19 protein-coding genes are annotated in these 18,746 nt (G+C 60.7%); 14 read left to right on the top strand and 5 right to left on the bottom strand.

From position 1 onward, the window contains the following. The first annotated feature begins 7 nt into the window (after window positions 1-7). Both tldD and ACJ8IL_RS08825 read left to right on the top strand, forming a co-directional pair. Window positions 8-1,453, top strand: coding sequence for a metalloprotease TldD (gene tldD / locus ACJ8IL_RS08830; protein WP_442516503.1), 1,446 nt, complete (start codon window positions 8-10; stop codon window positions 1,451-1,453). A gap of 105 nt (window positions 1,454-1,558) precedes the next feature. Beyond that, window positions 1,559-2,323 (top strand): CDP-diacylglycerol diphosphatase, encoded by a 765-nt coding sequence (locus ACJ8IL_RS08825; RefSeq protein WP_049208419.1) that lies wholly within the window; start codon window positions 1,559-1,561, stop codon window positions 2,321-2,323. Between the two features lie 60 nt (window positions 2,324-2,383). Here ACJ8IL_RS08825 and ACJ8IL_RS08820 read toward each other — a convergent pair whose 3' ends face one another. Further along, the gene (locus ACJ8IL_RS08820; RefSeq protein ID WP_265536128.1) at window positions 2,384-4,066 is read right to left on the bottom strand and encodes a PglL family O-oligosaccharyltransferase; all 1,683 of its coding nucleotides are present in this window, start codon (window positions 4,064-4,066) and stop codon (window positions 2,384-2,386) included. Between the two features lie 693 nt (window positions 4,067-4,759). Beyond that, window positions 4,760-5,701: a uridine-preferring nucleoside hydrolase UriH gene (uriH, locus tag ACJ8IL_RS08815; RefSeq protein WP_060434673.1), complete on the bottom strand. Its 942-nt coding sequence runs from the start codon at window positions 5,699-5,701 to the stop codon at window positions 4,760-4,762. Window positions 5,702-5,908: 207 nt separating this feature from the next. On the opposite strand from uriH, the gene ACJ8IL_RS08810 reads away from it, so the two are divergent. Then, on the top strand, window positions 5,909-6,184 hold the full coding sequence (locus ACJ8IL_RS08810) for a zinc ribbon domain-containing protein (protein ID WP_442516502.1): 276 nt from the start codon (window positions 5,909-5,911) through the stop codon (window positions 6,182-6,184). After that, entirely contained in the window at window positions 6,181-6,525 is a 345-nt protein-coding gene (locus tag ACJ8IL_RS08805; RefSeq protein ID WP_442516501.1) for a hypothetical protein, read from the top strand. The genes ACJ8IL_RS08810 and ACJ8IL_RS08805 overlap by 4 nt, the downstream gene beginning before the upstream one ends. On the opposite strand, the gene aaeR is transcribed toward ACJ8IL_RS08805, so the two are convergent. Continuing rightward, window positions 6,516-7,427, bottom strand: a complete 912-nt coding sequence (aaeR, locus tag ACJ8IL_RS08800; protein ID WP_025304394.1) for an HTH-type transcriptional activator AaeR — start codon at window positions 7,425-7,427, stop codon at window positions 6,516-6,518. The genes ACJ8IL_RS08805 and aaeR overlap by 10 nt on opposite strands. A 314-nt stretch (window positions 7,428-7,741) precedes the next feature. Here aaeR and aaeX point away from each other — a divergent pair, with 314 nt between their 5' ends. The 5 genes from aaeX to ACJ8IL_RS08775 all read left to right on the top strand — a co-directional run bounded on the left by aaeX (window position 7,742) and on the right by ACJ8IL_RS08775 (window position 11,908). Then, window positions 7,742-7,945, top strand: coding sequence for a p-hydroxybenzoic acid efflux pump operon protein AaeX (aaeX, locus tag ACJ8IL_RS08795; RefSeq protein ID WP_004936952.1), 204 nt, complete (start codon window positions 7,742-7,744; stop codon window positions 7,943-7,945). Between the two features lie 7 nt (window positions 7,946-7,952). Then, entirely contained in the window at window positions 7,953-8,888 is a 936-nt protein-coding gene (gene aaeA / locus ACJ8IL_RS08790; RefSeq protein ID WP_033644462.1) for a p-hydroxybenzoic acid efflux pump subunit AaeA, read from the top strand. Beyond that, a complete protein-coding gene (aaeB, locus tag ACJ8IL_RS08785) occupies window positions 8,888-10,855 on the top strand; it encodes a p-hydroxybenzoic acid efflux pump subunit AaeB (protein WP_197769543.1) in 1,968 nt (655 codons plus the stop codon). Before aaeA ends, aaeB begins: the two co-directional genes overlap by 1 nt. A 280-nt stretch (window positions 10,856-11,135) precedes the next feature. Beyond that, window positions 11,136-11,603, top strand: a complete 468-nt coding sequence (locus tag ACJ8IL_RS08780; protein WP_025304391.1) for a ribonuclease — start codon at window positions 11,136-11,138, stop codon at window positions 11,601-11,603. 5 nt (window positions 11,604-11,608) lie between these two features. Continuing rightward, window positions 11,609-11,908, top strand: a complete 300-nt coding sequence (locus ACJ8IL_RS08775; protein WP_004936963.1) for a barstar family protein — start codon at window positions 11,609-11,611, stop codon at window positions 11,906-11,908. Between the two features lie 30 nt (window positions 11,909-11,938). Here the strand turns inward: ACJ8IL_RS08775 and yjgA are convergent, their stop codons facing one another. Next, complete coding sequence (yjgA, locus tag ACJ8IL_RS08770; RefSeq protein ID WP_004936968.1) at window positions 11,939-12,487, bottom strand: ribosome biogenesis factor YjgA; 549 nt, start codon at window positions 12,485-12,487, stop codon at window positions 11,939-11,941. A 179-nt stretch (window positions 12,488-12,666) separates the two neighbouring features. Between yjgA and pmbA the strand changes: the two genes are divergently transcribed. Both pmbA and cybC read left to right on the top strand, forming a co-directional pair. Further along, entirely contained in the window at window positions 12,667-14,007 is a 1,341-nt protein-coding gene (gene pmbA / locus ACJ8IL_RS08765; RefSeq protein WP_261425094.1) for a metalloprotease PmbA, read from the top strand. 138 nt (window positions 14,008-14,145) lie between these two features. Continuing rightward, window positions 14,146-14,532 carry a cytochrome b562 gene (cybC, locus tag ACJ8IL_RS08760; RefSeq protein WP_197811455.1) on the top strand — a complete coding sequence of 129 codons (387 nt, stop codon included), beginning with the start codon at window positions 14,146-14,148 and terminating at the stop codon, window positions 14,530-14,532. Between the two features lie 4 nt (window positions 14,533-14,536). Here cybC and ACJ8IL_RS08755 read toward each other — a convergent pair whose 3' ends face one another. Beyond that, window positions 14,537-15,319: an AraC family transcriptional regulator gene (locus ACJ8IL_RS08755; protein WP_025304388.1), complete on the bottom strand. Its 783-nt coding sequence runs from the start codon at window positions 15,317-15,319 to the stop codon at window positions 14,537-14,539. Window positions 15,320-15,601: 282 nt separating this feature from the next. Here ACJ8IL_RS08755 and ACJ8IL_RS08750 point away from each other — a divergent pair, with 282 nt between their 5' ends. The 3 genes from ACJ8IL_RS08750 to ACJ8IL_RS08740 are packed head-to-tail and all read left to right on the top strand — an operon-like array spanning window position 15,602 to window position 18,715. Beyond that, a complete protein-coding gene (locus ACJ8IL_RS08750; protein ID WP_442516500.1) occupies window positions 15,602-17,056 on the top strand; it encodes an FAD/NAD(P)-binding protein in 1,455 nt (484 codons plus the stop codon). Then, window positions 17,053-17,934 carry a formyltransferase family protein gene (locus ACJ8IL_RS08745; RefSeq protein ID WP_230489668.1) on the top strand — a complete coding sequence of 294 codons (882 nt, stop codon included), beginning with the start codon at window positions 17,053-17,055 and terminating at the stop codon, window positions 17,932-17,934. The genes ACJ8IL_RS08750 and ACJ8IL_RS08745 overlap by 4 nt, the downstream gene beginning before the upstream one ends. Continuing rightward, window positions 17,927-18,715 (top strand): sulfite exporter TauE/SafE family protein, encoded by a 789-nt coding sequence (locus ACJ8IL_RS08740; protein WP_442516499.1) that lies wholly within the window; start codon window positions 17,927-17,929, stop codon window positions 18,713-18,715. The genes ACJ8IL_RS08745 and ACJ8IL_RS08740 overlap by 8 nt, the downstream gene beginning before the upstream one ends. Window positions 18,716-18,746 lie beyond the last annotated feature (31 nt).

Here is an 18,746-nt window from a genome sequence, read left to right as displayed (position 1 = left end):
AACCATTATGAGCCTGACGTTTGTCAGTGAGCAGTTACTCGCTACCAACAAGCTGAGTCATCAAGACCTGTACAGGGTACTGGGTCAACTGGCAGAACGCCGTATCGACTACGCCGATCTCTATTTTCAGTCCAGCTATCACGAAGCCTGGGTGATCGAGGACGGCATCATCAAGGATGGCTCTTACAATATTGACCAGGGCGTCGGCGTGCGCGCCGTCAGCGGTGAGAAGACCGGGTTCGCCTATGCCGATCAGATCACTCTGAATGCGCTGCAGCAGAGCGCCCAGGCGGCGCGCAGCATCGTGCGCGAGCAGGGCGACGGGCGGGCGCATACCCTGGGCGAAATCGGTTATCGAGCGCTGTACCCGCTGCTCGATCCGCTGCAAAGCCTGCCGCGCGAAGAGAAAATCGCCCTGTTGCACCGCGTCGACAAGGTGGCGCGCGCCGCCGATGCGCGGGTGCAGGAAGTGAACGCCAGCATCACCGGCGTTTACGAGCAGGTGTTGGTGGCCGCCACCGACGGCACGCTGGCGGCGGACGTTCGCCCGCTGGTGCGCCTTTCCGTCAGCGTGCTGGTGGAGCAGGACGGCAAGCGTGAGCGCGGCTCCAGCGGCGGCGGCGGCCGTTTCGGCTATGACTACTTCCTGGAAGCCGTCGACGGCGAGGTGCGCGCCGATATCTATGCCCAAGAGGCGGTGCGCATGGCGCTGGTCAATCTTGGCGCAGTGGCGGCGCCGGCCGGCAATATGCCGGTGGTGCTGGGGGCCGGTTGGCCAGGCGTACTGCTGCACGAGGCGGTGGGCCACGGCCTGGAAGGCGACTTCAACCGGCGCGGCACCTCGGTGTTCAGCGGCCATATGGGCGAGCTGGTGGCGTCCGAGCTGTGCACCGTGGTGGATGACGGCACCCTGCAAGGGCGCCGCGGCTCGCTGGCGATCGACGACGAAGGCGTGCCGGGCCAGTACAACGTACTGATCGAAAACGGCGTGCTGAAAGGCTACATGCAGGACAAGCTCAACGCGCGGCTGATGGGCGTCGCCCCGACCGGCAACGGCCGCCGCGAGTCCTATGCGCATCTGCCGATGCCGCGCATGACCAACACCTACATGCTGGCGGGCCAATCGACGCCGGAAGAGATCATCGCCAGCGTCGAGTACGGCCTGTACGCGCCGAACTTTGGCGGCGGCCAGGTGGACATCACCTCCGGCAAGTTCGTGTTCTCCACCACCGAAGCCTATCTGATCGAGAAAGGGCGTATCACCAAGCCGGTGAAGGGGGCGACGCTGATCGGCTCCGGCATCGAGGCGATGCAGCAGATTTCGATGGTCGGCAACGATCTGGCGCTTGATAAAGGCGTGGGTGTGTGCGGCAAGGAAGGCCAGAGTGTGCCGGTGGGCGTCGGCCAACCGACGCTGAAACTGGACACGCTGACCGTCGGCGGCACGGCGTAATTTTTCCTCAAGGGGCCGCATTGGCCCCTTGTTCATTCCCCATTTTGAGTTTTCTCTCGCCCGCGCAAAGAGTGCTGTGCGGCGATGATGCCGAGAAAGATGACGATGGCGTGCTTTGGTGTGTCTACCCGGCGTTGGCTGCTGGTGCTGGGGGTTCTCTCCTTGACGGGGTGCGCCCGTTCCGATGCGCTGTGGGGCGTGGTCGATAAGCTCTGCATGGCCAACTATCAACAAAAGCGCGATCCGGCCCCGTGTGAGCAGATTTATATGCCGCAGGGGAAAGCGCAGGGCTTCAGCGTGCTGCAAAACCCGCGTTATCCCTATCACTTCATCCTGGTGCCGACGGCGCCGCTCTCCGGCATCGAAAGCCCGCAGCTGCTGGCCGGGGAACGGACGGACTATTTTGGCTATGCATGGCTGATGCGTTACCGGTTGGCCGCCGAGTATGGCGGGCCGGTGCCGGATGATATGTTGGGCATGGCGATCAACTCCGCTTACGGCCGTAGCCAGAACCAATTGCATATTCACCTGACCTGTCTGCGCGAAGATGTTCGGCGTCAATTGCAGGCGGAACGCCCCTACATACAGGAACAATGGCGGCCTTTGCCGGATAAGCTGTTGCGCCACACCTATTATGCTCGCCGCGTGATGCAGCCGACCGCGATGGGCATCTACCCGATTAAGGATTTGGCGGGTTATTTCCATCTGTCGCCGCCGCAGCTGGCGGAATATGGCGTGGCGTTAGTGCCCACCACGTTTGCCGGCCAACGGGGTTTTATCTTGCTGGCCTCGAAGCGCGGCTGGGACGTCGGCAATCGCGCGTCGGTAGAATCGCTGCTGGATAAAGAGTGCGCGATATTGCCGCGTTGATTTTGCTACATAAAATGACACAGGTGAGAGCGACGAGGTCTCGCTCTCACCTTGTTGTCCCTACCTAAACCGCGCATCCCGAGAAAACAGAAAAGCGGCTTCCCGCTGGCGAGCGTCGGCTTGTGCCTGATCCCCCTGATAGCGCAAGATCATGATCAGCGTGGCGTAGACGTTGGCGTCGATGCGGCGCTGCAGATAGGCATTGGCCCACTGCCGATAGCCGGTCAACAGGGCATCATCGCGCGTTTGGTTATAGACCAGCAGCGAGTGAGATTGCTCGTCGAACGTTTTGCGCTCCCGATAGATCCAGGCGGCCGGCGGCGGCATCTGCTCGATGCTGTCGATGGTGGCCAGCATCGTGCGCTCCGATTGGGTGAGCGCCATGCGCCCTTGCCAGGCGAAGACCGCCATCACTAACACGCCGAGCGCCGCCATTGCTACAGGCAGACTCAGGGCTTTGGCTAACGGCAGCGGGCGTGGGGCGCCGGTTTGGCCGTCCAACAGTGCCAGCAGCAGCAGAAACGCCAGCCAATGCGGCGCAGACAGATAGAAAGGGTATTCCAGTTGGGTGTGTATCAACATTGGCAGCAGCACCAGAAACAGCCCGACGCGCGCACCGGCCGGCGCTTCGCGATCCTGTTGCCAGGCGCGTTTCAGCAGCAGCGCGCCGGCGACGATGACGATAGCGATACCTGCCAGCGCCGGCAGGCCGCCCTCAACCCACCACAGCAGGATTTCATTGTGCGGATGCCCGGCGACTTCCAGCACTTCTCGCCAGGGCATTGTCTGCAGGCGGAAGTGCGCGAAGCTGTATTCAAAGCCGCCATAGCCCCAGCCCAGCAGCGGTTTGGCGAAAATCATGGCGACGGTGTCTTGCAGCATGGCCAGACGTGAATAATTAGAGCCTTCGCGTGCGATGAGACCTGCGCGGCCATCCAGGCCAAAGCCGGTGAACAGCACCGTCAGACCGATCGCGGCGCCCAGCAGCAGCGCGCCACCCGCCCAGCGGCTTTCGAGCGTGCGGTGGCGGGCAAAGCGCCACAGCAGTAGCAGCGCCGCCAATGCGGCCCCCAACCAGGCGGCGCGCGACTGGATCAGCACCAGCAGGGCTGAGAAAGCGGCCAGCAGCGCGAGCAGCGGGATTTGCCGCCGCCGCGTTGGCGCAGAGAGGGGAGCCAGCAGCTGCCAGAGCGCCAAAGCCAACCCGGTGGCGATAAAGCTGCCCAGCACGTTCGGTTGCTGAAAGACGCCGTAGACCCGGCTGCCGTTAGGGGATACCCAAGCCAGCGCGGGGGCGAACAGTTGCAGAGCCGCCAGCAGTGCCTGAACGCCGACGGCGAACAGCAGACCGTACAGCAACAGGTTGCGCTGCCTGGGGGTTAGGCGCAGCTGCAGGCAGGCGACATAGAAAAGCCAACCACCGAGCAGACCGGCGCAGCGCCACAGGGCGTCTTCGCGCCACTCGGAGCGAGTATACAGCAGCGGCAGCGCCAGCACGGCGATGCCGAGCAGCAACAGGCGTGCGGTGGGGGTCAGCGAAAGACGGGTACGGCCAAGGCAAACGGTGAACGTCACTATCAGCGTGGTGAGCGCCATGACGGCCCAGGCCAGAATGTTTTGCGGCAGCGCCAGACCGTCGCCGCCCATATTGGGGTAATAAATCGGCAGGATCACCGTCATCCAGATCAGCAGCAGGGGCAGCACGGCGATGGTCGCTGCGTTAGCGGAAGATTTATCGGCCATGGTTAACCTGCCATGGCCTGATAGCGTTTATTGAATGCATGTTTTTATTATTCCCTTTCCTTTGTCCTGATATTGAAATGCGTGTAATGTTCAATTCGCAAATGTCTCACGGAAAATTTAAACCGTCTTTATGGTGAAGCGATAAATAATGTTTGCCCTGAGAATGCGCGAGGCTGTGTACCCAAAGAAAGGTTAAGCCGTATTTTTCACCCGCAAAAGGTATGTTTGTTGTTTGCAAAACAGACGCGTCATTTTCTCAAATCTATTGTGATTCAGTCAATTCATAATCTAATTCTTGTTTTTATCAATTGAAATCAAATGGTTGATTGTGATTCCTGCGTGCGTGAATATCGTGGAGTATCCCGGCAATGGCCTATATTGGCAGGCCCTGTGAAGAATAAAAGAGGTATCTGCTTTTTTAATTGATGTCGTCAGTGTCGGCGCGACGGCGGAAATTTACCTCATCGTTTCTCATTGCTGATTTTTAAATTCAATGTGATTTTCATTTTATTATTTTTATTAGGATTCTTCTTTTCTTTATCTGTTTTTTTAAATTTTCATGAAATGATTTATTATTAGGATTGTTCTGCTGCATTGGAAATAAAAGCAGTTATGACTTGAGCCTCCCCGTTGCCGCGGCAGAATACAGACTAACGCGCCTGCCCAAGCGCGTTAGTCTCGTCTCTTGTGCGCTTACTCCACGTCGCCGATCCGTTCCAGCGCATCCACCACCAGATCCCAGAATTTATCCTGATCCAGTTTGACCGCGACCTGGGTGTGGCAGTCCGGCGGCGGCGGCGCGCGGAAGTCCGCGACCGTCATGCCCAACGTCAGGGTGCCGGTCAACTCGATATCCACCGGCGCTTTGCGCACCGACATGACGCTCGGATCGATCACATAGGCCACCGCGCAAGGATCGTGCACCGGCGGGGCACTGAAGCCCTGCGCCTGCCGGTACATACGGCCAAAGAATGCCAGCAGTTCGCCGACGAAGGCGGCCGGCCGGGTGCCCAGGGCGGCGATGCGTTCGCAGACTGCCGGCGTGGCCAAAGCCTGGTGAGTGAGATCCAGCCCGACCATGGTCAGCGGCCATTTTTCGTTAAATACAATGTGCGCCGCTTCGGGATCGATTTTGATATTGAACTCCGCCACCGCGCTCCAGTTGCCCACATGGTAGCCGCCGCCCATCAGCACCACTTCCTTGACCCGCTCGGCAATGCGCGGCTCTTTACGCACCGCCATGGCGATATTGGTCAGGCCGCCGGTAGGCACCAGCGTCACGCTGCCGGGCGGGTGGGCCATCACGGTATCGATGATCAGATCCACCGCGTGGCGCGAGTCCAGCTGCAGGTGGGGTTCCGGCAGCACCGGGCCATCGAGGCCGGAATCGCCGTGAATGTCGGGCGCCACTTCGATATTGCGCACCAGCGGGCGCGGGCAGCCGGCGGCGAAGGGCACGCCGGTGATATTGGCGATGCGGGCCACCGCCAGCGCGTTGCGCGTCACTTTGTCCAGCGTTTGGTTACCCACCACGGTGGTGACCGCCAGTAGGTCGATCTGCGGATTGCCCCAGGCCAGCAGCAGGGCAATCGCGTCGTCATGCCCCGGGTCACAGTCCAGTATGATTTTTTTCATGGTTATTCCTGATACAGGGAGAGGTTCCCGCAGCATAGCGCAGCGCGGCGACGTGGGATAATGCCGATGATGCTTTTGTTAACGGCATCAAAGCCTTGCCACTTTTACGATGTAATGAAACGTAAATCCTCATCGTCGGGCTTTACCCTGGAGTTTACTCCAGGGTTTACAGTGAGCTTCAGCGTCAATGCACAGAGGAGAGGTGGGATGAGCTTACTGAAACGGTTGTTGGGGCAAGGCGGTGTTAACGGTGGTCATCAGCGTGCGGGCCACGGCGGGGGCCATCATGGTAACCGCTATAACCAGCATGGCGAGCCGGGGCCGCAGTGCCCGGAATGCCGGGCGGTGAATAAATCGGGCGCGCGTTATTGCCACCGCTGCGGTCAGCCGTTTGCCGCGGTGAGCGCCACCTACGGCCAGTGCGCCGCGCCGCTGCCGTCGGGCAGCCGCTTTTGCCCGCAGTGCGGCGGCGGTGTGCCGTGAACCGGGGCGGTTGGACACTCGCGCTGCTGCTGGGCGCCATGGTGCTGTGGACGCTGCTGGCCTGGGGCGTCGCCGGGGTGCTGGCCTGGCTCCCGGCGTTGGCGGAGGCAGCCGGGAAAGCATCGTTGCCGGTGAACGGTGCGCTGAACCTGGTGCCGCAGGCGGTGTTGGACGTCTGGCTACCGTGGCTGAAACAGCTGGCCAGCGGGCTGGCGAGCTATTTTCCTCTGCTGCTGACCTGGGCGGGCTACGCCGTCTGGCTGCTATGGGGCCTCGGCATGCTGGCGCTGGTGCTGCTGGGCGCGCTGGCGCACCGTTATTTGAGCGGCGCTCAGCGATAGCCCTGATAGACCGCCGCCACGCGTTCGAAATAGTCGGTTAGGTAGTTGATACACACCTGCACCTTCAGCGGCAGTTTGTCCTTCTCGGTATAGAGCGCGTAGATCGGCCGCGGATCCGAATGGTAGCTTTTGAACAGGATCTCGATCTCGCCGCGTTTGATCTCTTCGATCACCCACATCAGCGGGGCGTAGGCGATGCCGGCGCCGTTTTTCAGCCAACGGATCATGGTGGAGGAGTCGTTGGTGACGAAGCGCCCCTGCGGGGAAATGCGCGTGGTGATGCCTTCCGGCGACATCAGTTCGAATTCGCTGTCGGGCCGCACGCTGTACTCCAGCCAGGAGAAGTTGACCATGTCGCTCGGCTTCTGCGGCGTGCCATGCTGGCTCAGGTAGCTTTTGGCGGCGCACACCACCATCGGCATCTGCCCCAGGCGGCGGGAGAACAGGCTGGAGTCCTGCAGCGCGCCGGTGCGGATCACCAGATCCAGCCCGTCGGTGATCAGGTCCGGTGCCGGAATGCCGGTCACCAGGTTGACCGTCAGACCCGGATACTCTTTCATCATCTCGGCGGTCATGTTCGCCAGCACGTTTTGCGCCATGGTGGATGAGCTGCCGATACGCAGCGTACCGGCGGGCGTATTGTTAAACGCATACAGTTGCTCATGCACTTCGCTGACTTCCTGCAGCATGCGTCGGCAGCCCTGATAGTAGATTTTGCCGGCCTCGGTCAGGCCGATGCTGCGCGTGCTGCGGTTCAACAGCTTGACCTGCAGCTCATTTTCCAGTTTCGAGACGGTTTGGCTGATCGATGAAACGCTCATGCCGAGTTGGCGCGCGGCCGCGGTAAACGACCCGAACTCAACCACTTTGGCGAATACCGACATCCGTTTTAATCTTTCCATTATTCACTCTGGCTTAAAAGTGATTTAGATCACAGATTGTTGATGCCTTGATAGTAAGCAGGCTAATATAACGTGGTCGGGTGAATAGACCTTACCAACGTGCGAGAGCGATCGGCGACGTAATCCTGCCGCTCCTCCGGCACCCTCGCAATCCCTGTCGTGGACGTCTGCCCCAAAGTTTAACCTTTTTTCGGGTTCGTGACCTGGACAAGCTGTCTGGTCAAGATTTGTGGCGCGCGCACGCTAAAATGTAAAGAGAATGTGAATGGCGAGATGTGTCTTTCCCCGGCGCAGTGAACAATAAGGAAAAAGTGATGAGTTTGCTTCCGGTTATGGTCATCTTCGGACTGTCGTTTCCGCCGGTGTTTTTCGAGCTGCTGGTATCGCTGGCGCTATTTTTTCTCTTGCGCCGCCTGCTGCAGCCGACGGGGATTTACGATTTTGTCTGGCATCCGGCGCTGTTTAATACCGCGCTGTATTGCTGCTTGTTTTATCTGATTTCGTGTCTTTTTGTTTGAGGTCGCTGTGAAAAATTTTTCAATAAAAATAACCCGAATCGCGATCACTTTGATTCTTGTGCTGCTGGGCATTGCCGCGGTATTCAAGGCCTGGGTGTTCTACACCGAGTCGCCGTGGACGCGTGATGCCAAGTTCACCGCCGACGTGGTGGCGATCGCGCCGGACGTCAGCGGCCTGCTGACCGACGTGCCGGTGGTGGACAACCAGCTGGTGAAGAAAGGTCAGGTGCTGTTCGTGGTCGATCGGCCGCGTTATGAGCAGGCCTTGGCGGAAGCCGGCGCCGACGTCGCCTACTATCAGACGTTGGCGGCGGAGAAACGGCGTGAGGCCGGCCGCCGCGTGAAGTTGGGCGTGCAGGCGATGTCGCAGGAAGAGATTGACCAGTCGAACAACTCGCTGCAGACCGTGCAGCACCAGCTGGCGAAGGCCATTGCGGCGCGCGAGCTGGCGCAGCTGGATCTGGAGCGCACCACGGTGCGCGCCCCGGCCGATGGCTGGATCACCAACCTCAACGTACACGCCGGTGAATACATCACCCGTGGGTCGGTGGCGGTGGCGCTGGTGAAGAAAGATTCCTTCTACATCCTGGCGTACCTGGAAGAGACCAAGCTGAACGGCCTGAATAAGGGCGATCGCGCGGAGATCACTCCGCTCGGCAGTAACCGCATCATGCACGGCACCGTCGACAGCGTGGCGGCGGCGGTGAACAACAGCAGCAGCACGGTGAACAACAAAGGGTTGGCCTCGATCGACAGCAACCTGGAGTGGGTACGCCTGGCGCAGCGCGTGCCGGTGAAAATCCTGCTGGACGCCAAGGATCAACAGCATCCGTACCCGGCCGGCACCACTGCCACCGTGGTGATCGTTGGCAAAAACGATCGCAATGCCGACAGCGGCTCACCTTTTGTGCGCCTGATGCACCGGCTGCGTGAGTTCGGCTAATGAGCAGCCCAACCTTTATCCGGCTGAGATTCGCCTTCAAACTCAGCTTCGCGATTGTGTTTGCGCTGTTCGTCGGCTTCCATCTCAATCTGGAAACCCCGCGCTGGTCGGCGATGACCGCCGCCATCGTCGCCGCCGGCCCGGCCTTTGCCGCCGGCGGTGAACCCTTCTCCGGCGCCATCCGCCACCGCGGCTGGCTGCGTATCATCGGCACCTTTATCGGCTGCTTCGTCGGCCTGATCATTATCATCACCACCGCCCGCGCGCCGGTGGTGATGCTGCTGCTGTGCTGCATCTGGGCCGGTTTCTGCACCTGGCTTTCTTCACTCATCAAGGTGGAGAACTCCTATGCCTGGGGGCTGGCCGGATATACCGCGCTGATCATCATCGTGACGGTCGCTACCAGCGAGTCTCATCTGCTGGAAGCGCCGCAGTTCGCCATCGAGCGTTGCAGCGAGATCGTGCTGGGGATCGTCAGCGCCGTGTTGGCGGATCTGCTGTTCTCGCCGCGTTCGATCAAACAGGACATCGATCGGGCGGTGGATCAGCTGCTGGTGGCTCAATACCGCCTGATGCAGATGTGCATCAGCAACGCCGACAAAGAAGAGATCGATCGCGCCTGGAGCAATCTGGTCAAGAGCACCACGGCCCTGGACGGCATGCGCAACAACCTGATGATGGAGTCCTCGCGCTGGCAGAAGGTCAATCGACGGGTGAAGGCGCTGCATACACTGTCGCTGACGCTGATCACCCAGGCCTGCGAAACCTATCTGATCTTGTTGAATCACCCGGAGGCACTGAAAGACAGCCTGCGGGAGCAACTGATGGTCCCGGCGGAAACCCCGCAGGAGATCCACAAGCGCATGAAGCTGTTGCGCCAGGTGCTGACCACGCATCGTTCCGAGGAAACGCTGCCGACCATCACCGGCTGGGTCGGCGCGGCGACTCGCTACCTGTTGCTGTCGAAAGGCGTGCACGCCAACTGCAGCATCAGCGCGGTGGAAGAAGGGGTGCTGAGCAACGAAACCGTGGTCAAACCGACCTCGGCGGAAGGGCATCACGCGATGATCAACGGCTTGCGTACCTTTGTGGCGACGGCCTTCGGCAGCCTGCTGTGGCTGTGGACCGGCTGGACGTCCGGCAGCGGTTTTATGGTGATCATCGCGGTGATCACCTCGCTGGCGATGCGCACCCCGGCGCCGCGCATGGTGGCGATGGATTTCGTGCTGGGCATGCTGGCGGCGATCCCGGTCGGTTCCCTGTTCTTCATGGTGATCCTGCCGGCGACCCAGCAGAGCATTTTGCTGCTGTGTCTCAGCCTCGGCCTGCTGGCGTTTTTCATCGGCATCGAGGTGCAGAAGCGGCGGCTCGGTTCGCTGGGGCTGCTGGCGGGGACCATCAACATTCTGGTGCTGAGCAACCCGATGGAGTTCAACGTGACCCAGTTTCTCGATGGGGCGCTGGGCCAGTTCCTCGGCAGCTGCGTTGGGCTGATGGTGCTGCTGCTGATCCGCGATAATTCGCGCGAACGCACCGGCCGCACGTTGCTCAACCAGTTCGTCAGCAGCGCGGTGTCGGCGCTGACCACCAAGGCGGCGCGCCGTCGGCAAAACCACCTGCCTGCGCTGTATCAGCAGCTTAATCAGCTGCTGATGATGTTCCCGAACGACATCGCCAAGTATCGTCTGGCGCTGAACCTGATCATCGCCCACCAGCGCATGCAGCGAGCGGAAATTCCGGCCAGCGAAGAGCTGTCGGCCTTCCACCGCCAGATCCGCAGCACCGCCGATCGGGTAGTCTCCGCCAAGAACGACGTCAAGCGCGCCTATTACTACGATCGCTTGCTGGGTGAGATGAACGAGTACCAGCAGAAGCTGGTGGACAATCAGGCACCGCTCAGCGTCACCGGGCCCGTGAAACGCCTGGCCGATATGCTGCATCGCTATCGTCACGCCTTGATCGATTGATGCGTTCCCTCCTGTTGCGCCGCGTTGTGCGGCGTCTTCCCTGACTATACTGAAAGCAGTGCCCGATCTGGCGGGCCGTCTCATAAGAGGCGGCCCGTTTTCAGAGAGACTCCGAGTGCCAGAACGGCTGGAAAGTGGCATCATTGTCATGAATGGATGAAACGCTTACCGCCGCGAAAACGTGACGTGCCGGTCATCTTAGTTTCATCCAGGTCGACTATATACCTAACTAGCCTGGGGGGGCTGCGGCACCTTCGGCGGCATAATTTCAGGGAATGTCATGAACAAGCGGATTCTGTTGGCGATTGTCATCGCCGTGGTCATCGCCGTCTTCAGCGCGCTGCGCGGCAACGAGCACCGTGCGATCGACGGCAATCCGGCGAGGGTGCCGGCACCGGCGGGCCAGCAGCAGAGCATCGACCGGCTCACGCAGCAGCAAACGGTGGTGAGCTACCTGCAGCAGCATCAGCGGCTGCCGGACTATTACGTCACCAAGAAGCAGGCGCGCGAGCAGGGCTGGGATCCGCGTTCAGGCAACCTCTGTGCAGTATTGCCGGGCAAGGCGATTGGCGGCGATCGATTCTCTAACCGTGAAGGGCAACTGCCGAGCGCCGGCGGCCGGGTCTGGCGCGAAGCGGACATCAATTACCAGTGTGGCCGGCGCGGCGCCGATCGCCTGTTGTATTCGAGCGACGGTCTGATCTTCGTTACGCGCGACCATTACAAAAACTTCATTCGTGTGGAGTGAGTTTGATGGCAAAAGTAGAGTTTGATTTTGAGCAGATCCAGGACGTGCCAACCTTCTACCGCGATTTCGCGCACAAGTTTGCGCTGGACGAGGGGTTTGGCGCCAACCTCGACGCGCTGTGGGACGTGGTGACCGGCGATATCGGTCTGCCGGTGGAAATCGAGTTCACCCACCTCAATGCCCGCAGCAAGCGTCGTTTCGGCGCAATCATTCTGCTGTTTGAAGAAGCGGAAGAAGAGCTGGAAGGCAGCCTGCGCTTCAATATCCGCGAAAGCAGCGGCGAACCGGCGCATCACCGGGGATGAAACGGGTTCATCCCGGGACGGCGGCGGCGCTTAGTCAGCCGCTTCGGCCAGCTCGCGCAGGTATTGGAAGATCTGGCGGTAAGCCTTAGGCGGCTTGTTGGCGGCCTTCTCTTTCTGCGCGTTGCGCACCAGTGAACGCAGCTGTTGACGATCGGCTGCTGGATACAGATCCAGGATCGACGGAATGACGTCATCGCCTTCTTCCACCAGGCGGTCGCGCAGCGCTTCCAGCTTATGGAACAGCGAAACCTGCTGGTTGTGGCGGTTTTTCAGCTTGTCGAGCGCGGTCTGAATCGGCTCGATATCGCGGGCGCGCAGCATCTTGCCGATCAGCTGCAGCTGACGGCGACGGCCCTCTTTCTTGATCTTCTGCGCCAGTTCGATGGCGGCGCGCAAATCTTCATCCAACGGAATGCGATCCAGCGCGTTTTTGCCCAGATCGACCATTTCGGCCCCCAGGTCTTTCAGCGCTTCGGCATCACGTTTAATTTCACTTTTACTGACCCAGATAATCTCGTCATCGTCCTCGTTTTCATTCTCCGGGACATCGTCGAGCCAGTCTTCAGGCTGTTTGTTCATGGTAGGCTCCGTTAAAAAGAGGCTAATCCTAACAGGTTGCCGGCTTTATGCGAAATTCAACGCGGTTCCTGTTAGACTCAACGGCAGAGATCTCAGGATTTTTGCGCGCCGCCCCGCGTGCACAACTACGCCGCTCCGGCACTTTTCTCAACGATTTTCTGATTAATTATGGCAGATTGATGAAAGTAGTCACTCAAGTTGCAGAACAGCGCAAGGCGCTGGAACAGGCCGTTTCTCAGGCGCTGGAGCTGGCCCGCGCCGGTTCCGACGCGGCGGAAGTCGCGGTCACCAAATCGACCGGCATCAGCGTCAGCACCCGCTTCGGCGAGGTGGAAAACGTCGAGTTCAACAGCGATGGCGCGCTGGGCATCACCGTGTATCACCGCCAGCGCAAAGGCAGCGCCTCTTCCACCGATCTCAGCCCGGATGCCATCGCCCGCACCGTACAGGCGGCGCTGGACATCGCGCGCTACACCTCTGAAGATCCCTGCGCCGGCCCGGCGGAGAAAGATCTGCTGGCGTTCGAGGCGCCGGATCTCGATCTGTTCCACCCGACCGAGCTGGACGCCGAGCGCGGCATCGAGCTGGCGGCGCGCGCCGAGCAGGCTTCGCTGGCGGCGGACAAATGCATTACCAACACCGAAGGCGGCAGCTTCAACAGCCACTACGGCATCAAGGTGTTCGGCAACAGCCACGGCATGCTGCAAAGCTACTGTTCCAGCCGTCATTCGCTGTCCAGCTGCGTCATTGCGGAGCAGGACGGCGACATGGAGCGGGATTACGCTTACACCATCGGCCGTGCGATGGGCGATCTGCACAGCCCCGAGTGGGTGGGGCAGGAGTGCGCTCGCCGCACGCTGGCGCGTCTCGCGCCGCGTAAGCTGTCGACCATGAAGGCGCCGGTGCTGTTCGCCTCCGAAGTGGCCACCGGGCTGTTCGGCCATCTGGTGGGGGCCATCAGCGGCAGCAGCGTCTACCGCAAATCCACTTTCCTGCTGGACGCGCTCGGCAAACAGATCCTGCCGTCGTGGCTGACCGTCGAGGAACATCCCCATCTGCTGAAAGGGCTGGCGTCAACGCCGTTCGACAGCGAGGGCGTGCGCACCCAACGGCGCGATATCGTCAAGGATGGCGTGCTGCAAACCTGGCTGATGACCAGCTACTCGGCGCGCAAGCTGGGCCTGCACAGCACCGGCCATGCCGGCGGCATCCATAACTGGCGCATTGCCGGGCAGGGCGCAGACTTCGCCGGCATGCTGAAACAGCTTGGCACCGGCCTGGTGGTCACCGAATTGATGGGCCAGGGCGTCAGCGGCGTCACCGGCGATTATTCTCGCGGCGCCGCCGGTTTTTGGGTGGAAAATGGCGAGATCCAGTACCCGGTCAGCGAGATCACCATCGCCGGCAACCTGAAAGACATGCTGCGCAACATCGTCAGCGTCGGCAGCGATATCGAAACCCGCAGCAATATCCAGTGCGGTTCGGTGCTGCTGCCGGAAATGAAGATCGCCGGCCAGTGATCCTCTGTGCGGCCGGCGCCCGCCGGCCGCGCGTTATCCCGCCTCAACCTTGCTTACAAATCTCCGGTTTCGGTTTTGCCCGGCCTTGCCTATGGTAGCGGTGGGTTAACTAAAACAATAACTGGAAGGTGAGCAAACATGCAGAATACCCTGAAAGCGCTGGCGGCGTTGACGCTGCTGGCGGCCAGTTCGCTGGCGGCCGCCGCCGATCTGGGCGACGATATGGACACCCTGGCGGAAAACTACAAAACGGTGCTGAATACCGACTCCGCCGCCACCCTCAAACAGAGCCTGCAGAACATGCGCGCCGCCGCGCAGGATGCCAAGCAGGGTACTCCGCCGAAGCTGGAAGACAAAGCCGCCGACAGCCCGGAGATGAAAGATTTCCGCAGCGGGTTGGATACCCTGATCGGCCAGATCGATCAGGCGCTGGTGCTGGCCAATCAGGGCAAAGTCGCCGATGCCAAGCAGCTGGCGCAGGGCTTCAAGCAAACCCGCGACGCCAACCACAAGAAATTCCGCTAACCCGTCAACCGTCGCGCCCGTCTTCCGTCAGATAGGAGGAGGGCGCCTGCCCCAGCACGCGGCGAAACATGGTTGAAAACGCCGCGCTGCTGTCATATCCCATCTCCATGGCCACCTGCGTCACGCTGCGCCCTTCGGCCAGCAGCGCCAACGCCAGCACCACGCAGGCGCGCTGGCGCCATTGCGAAAACGGCAGGCCGGTCTGCGCGCGAAAGAAGCGGCTGAAGGTGCGAATGCTCATGTACAGACGAGGCGCCCACCGCTGCGCGGAGTCGTGGGCGTCGGGGTGCTGCAAAAAGGCGCGGCACAGCTCGCCTAACCGAGGATCGGCGGGCAGCGGGATGTGCAACGGCAAGGGCTGCAGCCTGGCCAGCTCATGCAGCAGCAGTGTTGCCAGCGCTCCGTCGCGCCCCTCTTGTTCATACTCCAGCGGCATATCCACCGCCGCCATCAACAGCTGACGCATCAGCGGAGTGACGCTGACCACCTGGCATACCTGCGGCCGTTCGGCGGGCAACGCGCCGGGTTCGAGGTATAGGCTGCGGGTAGTGACGCCGACCATCCTCACCGCGTGCGGCATCTGCGGCGGCAGCCATACCGCGTGCTGCGGCGGGACGACCCAATTGCCTTGCTGCGTGAAAACGTGCATGACGCCGGTGGCGCCGTACAGCAACTGCGCGCGCCGGTGGCTGTGCATCGGCAGCAGGTGTCCCGGCGGATAATCGGTGCCGATGGCGATCACCGCGCGCGTTACGTGGTCGATGTCATCAATGCGGACGTTGCGCATGTGTTTCCTTTGGCGGGCACATTGGCCGAAACGCAATGATAGTTGGCCTTTCATATAAAGCAAGCCAGCGGCCGCCGCCCTACTATCGGGGCAGAAAAATAATGCTTGTTCGCGGTGCCGTTATTTTATCGGCCATAAAGCCCGTGCAAGTTTTCACACCGGGGTGGGACGAAGGTTTTCGTTCTCGCAATACAAGAAGTTAATAAGGAATAAAGCGTCATTTATTCCAACACCTGAAGCAATAGTTCTTAGCGCAGTTCAATGACTATAAGGTGATATTTCATGTATAAGTTCGGTGTGGTTGGCGGCGGAGCCGCCGGGATCGCTTTTGCGTATAACTTTATAAAAAATAAGTCGGTTAATCATTGCAAAAGGCCGCTTTCCCTGACGGTGTTCGACAAGCAGGGCTTCAAGGGCGGAATGGCATACAGCAGCGATTTTGACAGCCATATATTAAATATGACGCCGGAAAATATGTCGGCGGATATTTTCGACGACACGCACTTCGTTGATTGGATCGCCATGCATTTCCCGCAGTTTTGCCAGGATCGTTATCCGCCGCGCTGGCTGTATCGGGAATATCTCGATTTTATTCGCGACATGACGATTTATATGGCGGCGGACAGTAACGTCGCGCTGAATTTCGTGACCGCCGAAGTGAATGCCATCGCGCCGCTCGAAGCCGGCTACCGGCTGACCACCACCTGTGGCGGCGCCGAACAGATGAATGCGCTGGTGCTGTGTTCGGGGCACAACCCGCCGGAGTGTCTCTATCCGGTGGATGGCGTGATCGCTTATCAGGCCCACCAGGATCTGCCGCCGATCAACCCTTATTCGAGCATCGGCGTAATCGGCTGCAGCCTGACGGCGATCGATGCCATCGTTGAGCTGATGGAGCGCCTGGGGGCGACCGATATCTGCGCCCTGTCGCGCTCGGGCCTGTTCCCCAGCGTGCAGCCGGCGCTGATGCGTCCGCCGCCGGAGGCGTTTGTTGAGGCGCTACGGCGCTTTGTCGCCGGCAGCGATTTTATTGACGCGCATCAGCTGGTGCATGCGATCAATGCCGCGCTGGCGCGCCACTATCCGGGGCCGGAGCGGCTGACGGTGCTCTCGGCGCTGGGGGAAAGGCGCGATTGCTATCGCGATCTGGCAGACAGTCTCGATCGCGCGCGTTTTGCTCGGGAGCATATCTGCAGCTATCTGGCGGCGATCCACCCGGCGGTGTGCGCCGCCTGGGTCAAGATGGATGCCAACAACCGGCAGGTCTTCATGCGCTTTTACAACTCCTCCTGGATGCGCAATCGGCATGCCATGCCGCTCAAGAACGCCAGCAAGATCGTGGCGGCGCTGGAGAGCCAACGCCTGCGTGCCTGCGGCGGCCTGGTGGATATCAGTAAGGGGACGGACGGGTTTATTCTTCGTTGCCATGAGACGCGGGTGCATGCGCAGTATCTGTTCAACTGCACCACGCCTTCCTATCAACTGCCGCCCAACCGCCTGAGCCATCAGCTGCTGCAAGACGGGTTGGTGCAAGAGAACCTGTTCGGCGGTGTGAAGTGCAACCCGCACACGCTGAAAATCGCCGACCGACGCGGCCGTGAGCAGCATCTCTACTCGCTCGGCGCGCCCGCCAAGGGCGATCTGTTTTACACCTCGGCGATGGAATCCATCACGCGGGATATCAGCAAGATCGTGTTTAACAACCCTATTTTCAACGCAAAGAAGGCTGAAGTATGAAAAACGTAGCGCTCTTTGTCGGCAACGACATTTTCTCCTGGCTGGTGTGTCAGGATCTGATCGCCGCTCTGAAGGACGAGTGTGCCTTTACGGTGTATTTCCCCTTGGCGAAGAGCGCCGGGCGCACGCTGGAGCCGGCGGTTCGCCGCCTGGGGCTGTATGAGCGCGAAGTGCTGAACGATTTCGTGTTCCCGTTCGTGGGCCGCAACGCCGCCGCCTGCGACGGCGCCTATCAGTCGCCGGCCCTGTTCCTGGCCGCCGCCGGGGTAAAAGCACATCGCGTTCTCGACATCAACGACACCGCGTTTATCAGCAGCCTGGGGCATATGGATGGGGTGATCTCCCTGCGCTGTTATCAGAAATTCTCCGCCGACTATGTGCGCGCCTTCAGCCGACGCGGCAAGCTGCTGTGGAACCTGCACCCGGGAGATTTGCCGCGCTATCGCGGGGTGATGACGCTGTTCCGCGCGATGATGAACGGTGACAGGGACTGCGCGGTAACGCTGCATGAAATGGATGAGCACTGGGACGCCGGCCCGGTGATCGCCCGTCTGCCTGCCGAGCTGCGTCACGACCTGTCGTTCCTGGAAAACATGATGCTGTTGGGCGTACAGAGCGGCGCTTTCCTGGCGCGTCAGCTGATGCGGGCGGAGCACAGCGAAGCGATAGCGGCGGAAAAGCAGGGCGATTCGCGCTACTGGGGCTTCCCGGACGCGCAGACGCTGGCGCAGGCAGAACAGGCGGGCATTGAGCTGGTGGACCATGACGCCGTGCGCGAGCAGTATCTGGGGCTGTTCGTCGGCGATCGTTTCCACCCGTTGGCGGGGCAGTTCTGCGCCGGATTCGACGACTTCGTGCGGGCGCACGGCCATGATTGAAACCTTGATTGTACTGGGTGCCGGTTTTCTGACCGGCATCACCACCATTCTGTTCGGCTTCGGCGGAGGCTTTGTGGTGGTGCCTTTCGTCTACCACCTGATCTCCGCCTCGGGCGAGCAGCCCGGCCAGGCGATGCATATCGCGGTGGCGACCTCGACGGCGGTGATGATCCTCAACGCGAGTTACGCCACGCTGACCAACTGGCGCAGCGGCAACCTGCTGCGTGAAACCATCGTGCCGCTGATCTTTTTCATCGGCATCGGCGCGGCGCTGGGTGCGTTCGCCTCTTCGCTGCTGGCGGACGGCGTGATCCGCGGGCTGTTTGTGGTCTATATGGCGGTGACCATCGCCGATTGTCTGTTCCGCCGGGGTTTTTTGATCAAACCGGCGCGCGCCGAGCTGTCCCCCGTCACGCTGTGGGGCGGGGGGCCGCTGATCGGCGGCATCGCCACGCTGCTGGGGGTGGGCGGCAGCGTGATGACCGTACCGCTGCTGCGCCGCCACGGCTACGACATGAAATATTGCGTCAGCGCCGCCAACCCGCTGTCGATCCCGGTGGCGGTGATCGGGGCGCTGATGTATATCGTGTTGGGGTGGCACGAGATGAGCGGGCCGCAGTATCTGGGCTACGTCAATCTGAACATTCTGGGGTTGTTGGTGGTCGCGGGGATTGCGGGGATCGTGTTTGCCAGGCGCTGTTTGCCGAAGGTGAGCGATGCGCTGCATGCCAAAATCTACGTGCTGCTGCTGATCGCCGTGCTGATCGCTATCTACCTCTGAGACAGAAAGGGCGGCCGGATGCCGCCCTGAA

Source organism: Serratia sp. CY47444 (assembly GCF_052168635.1).
Taxonomy (GTDB): Bacteria; Pseudomonadota; Gammaproteobacteria; order Enterobacterales; family Enterobacteriaceae; genus Serratia; species Serratia bockelmannii.
This window is presented reverse-complemented; position numbering and strand designations above follow the sequence as displayed.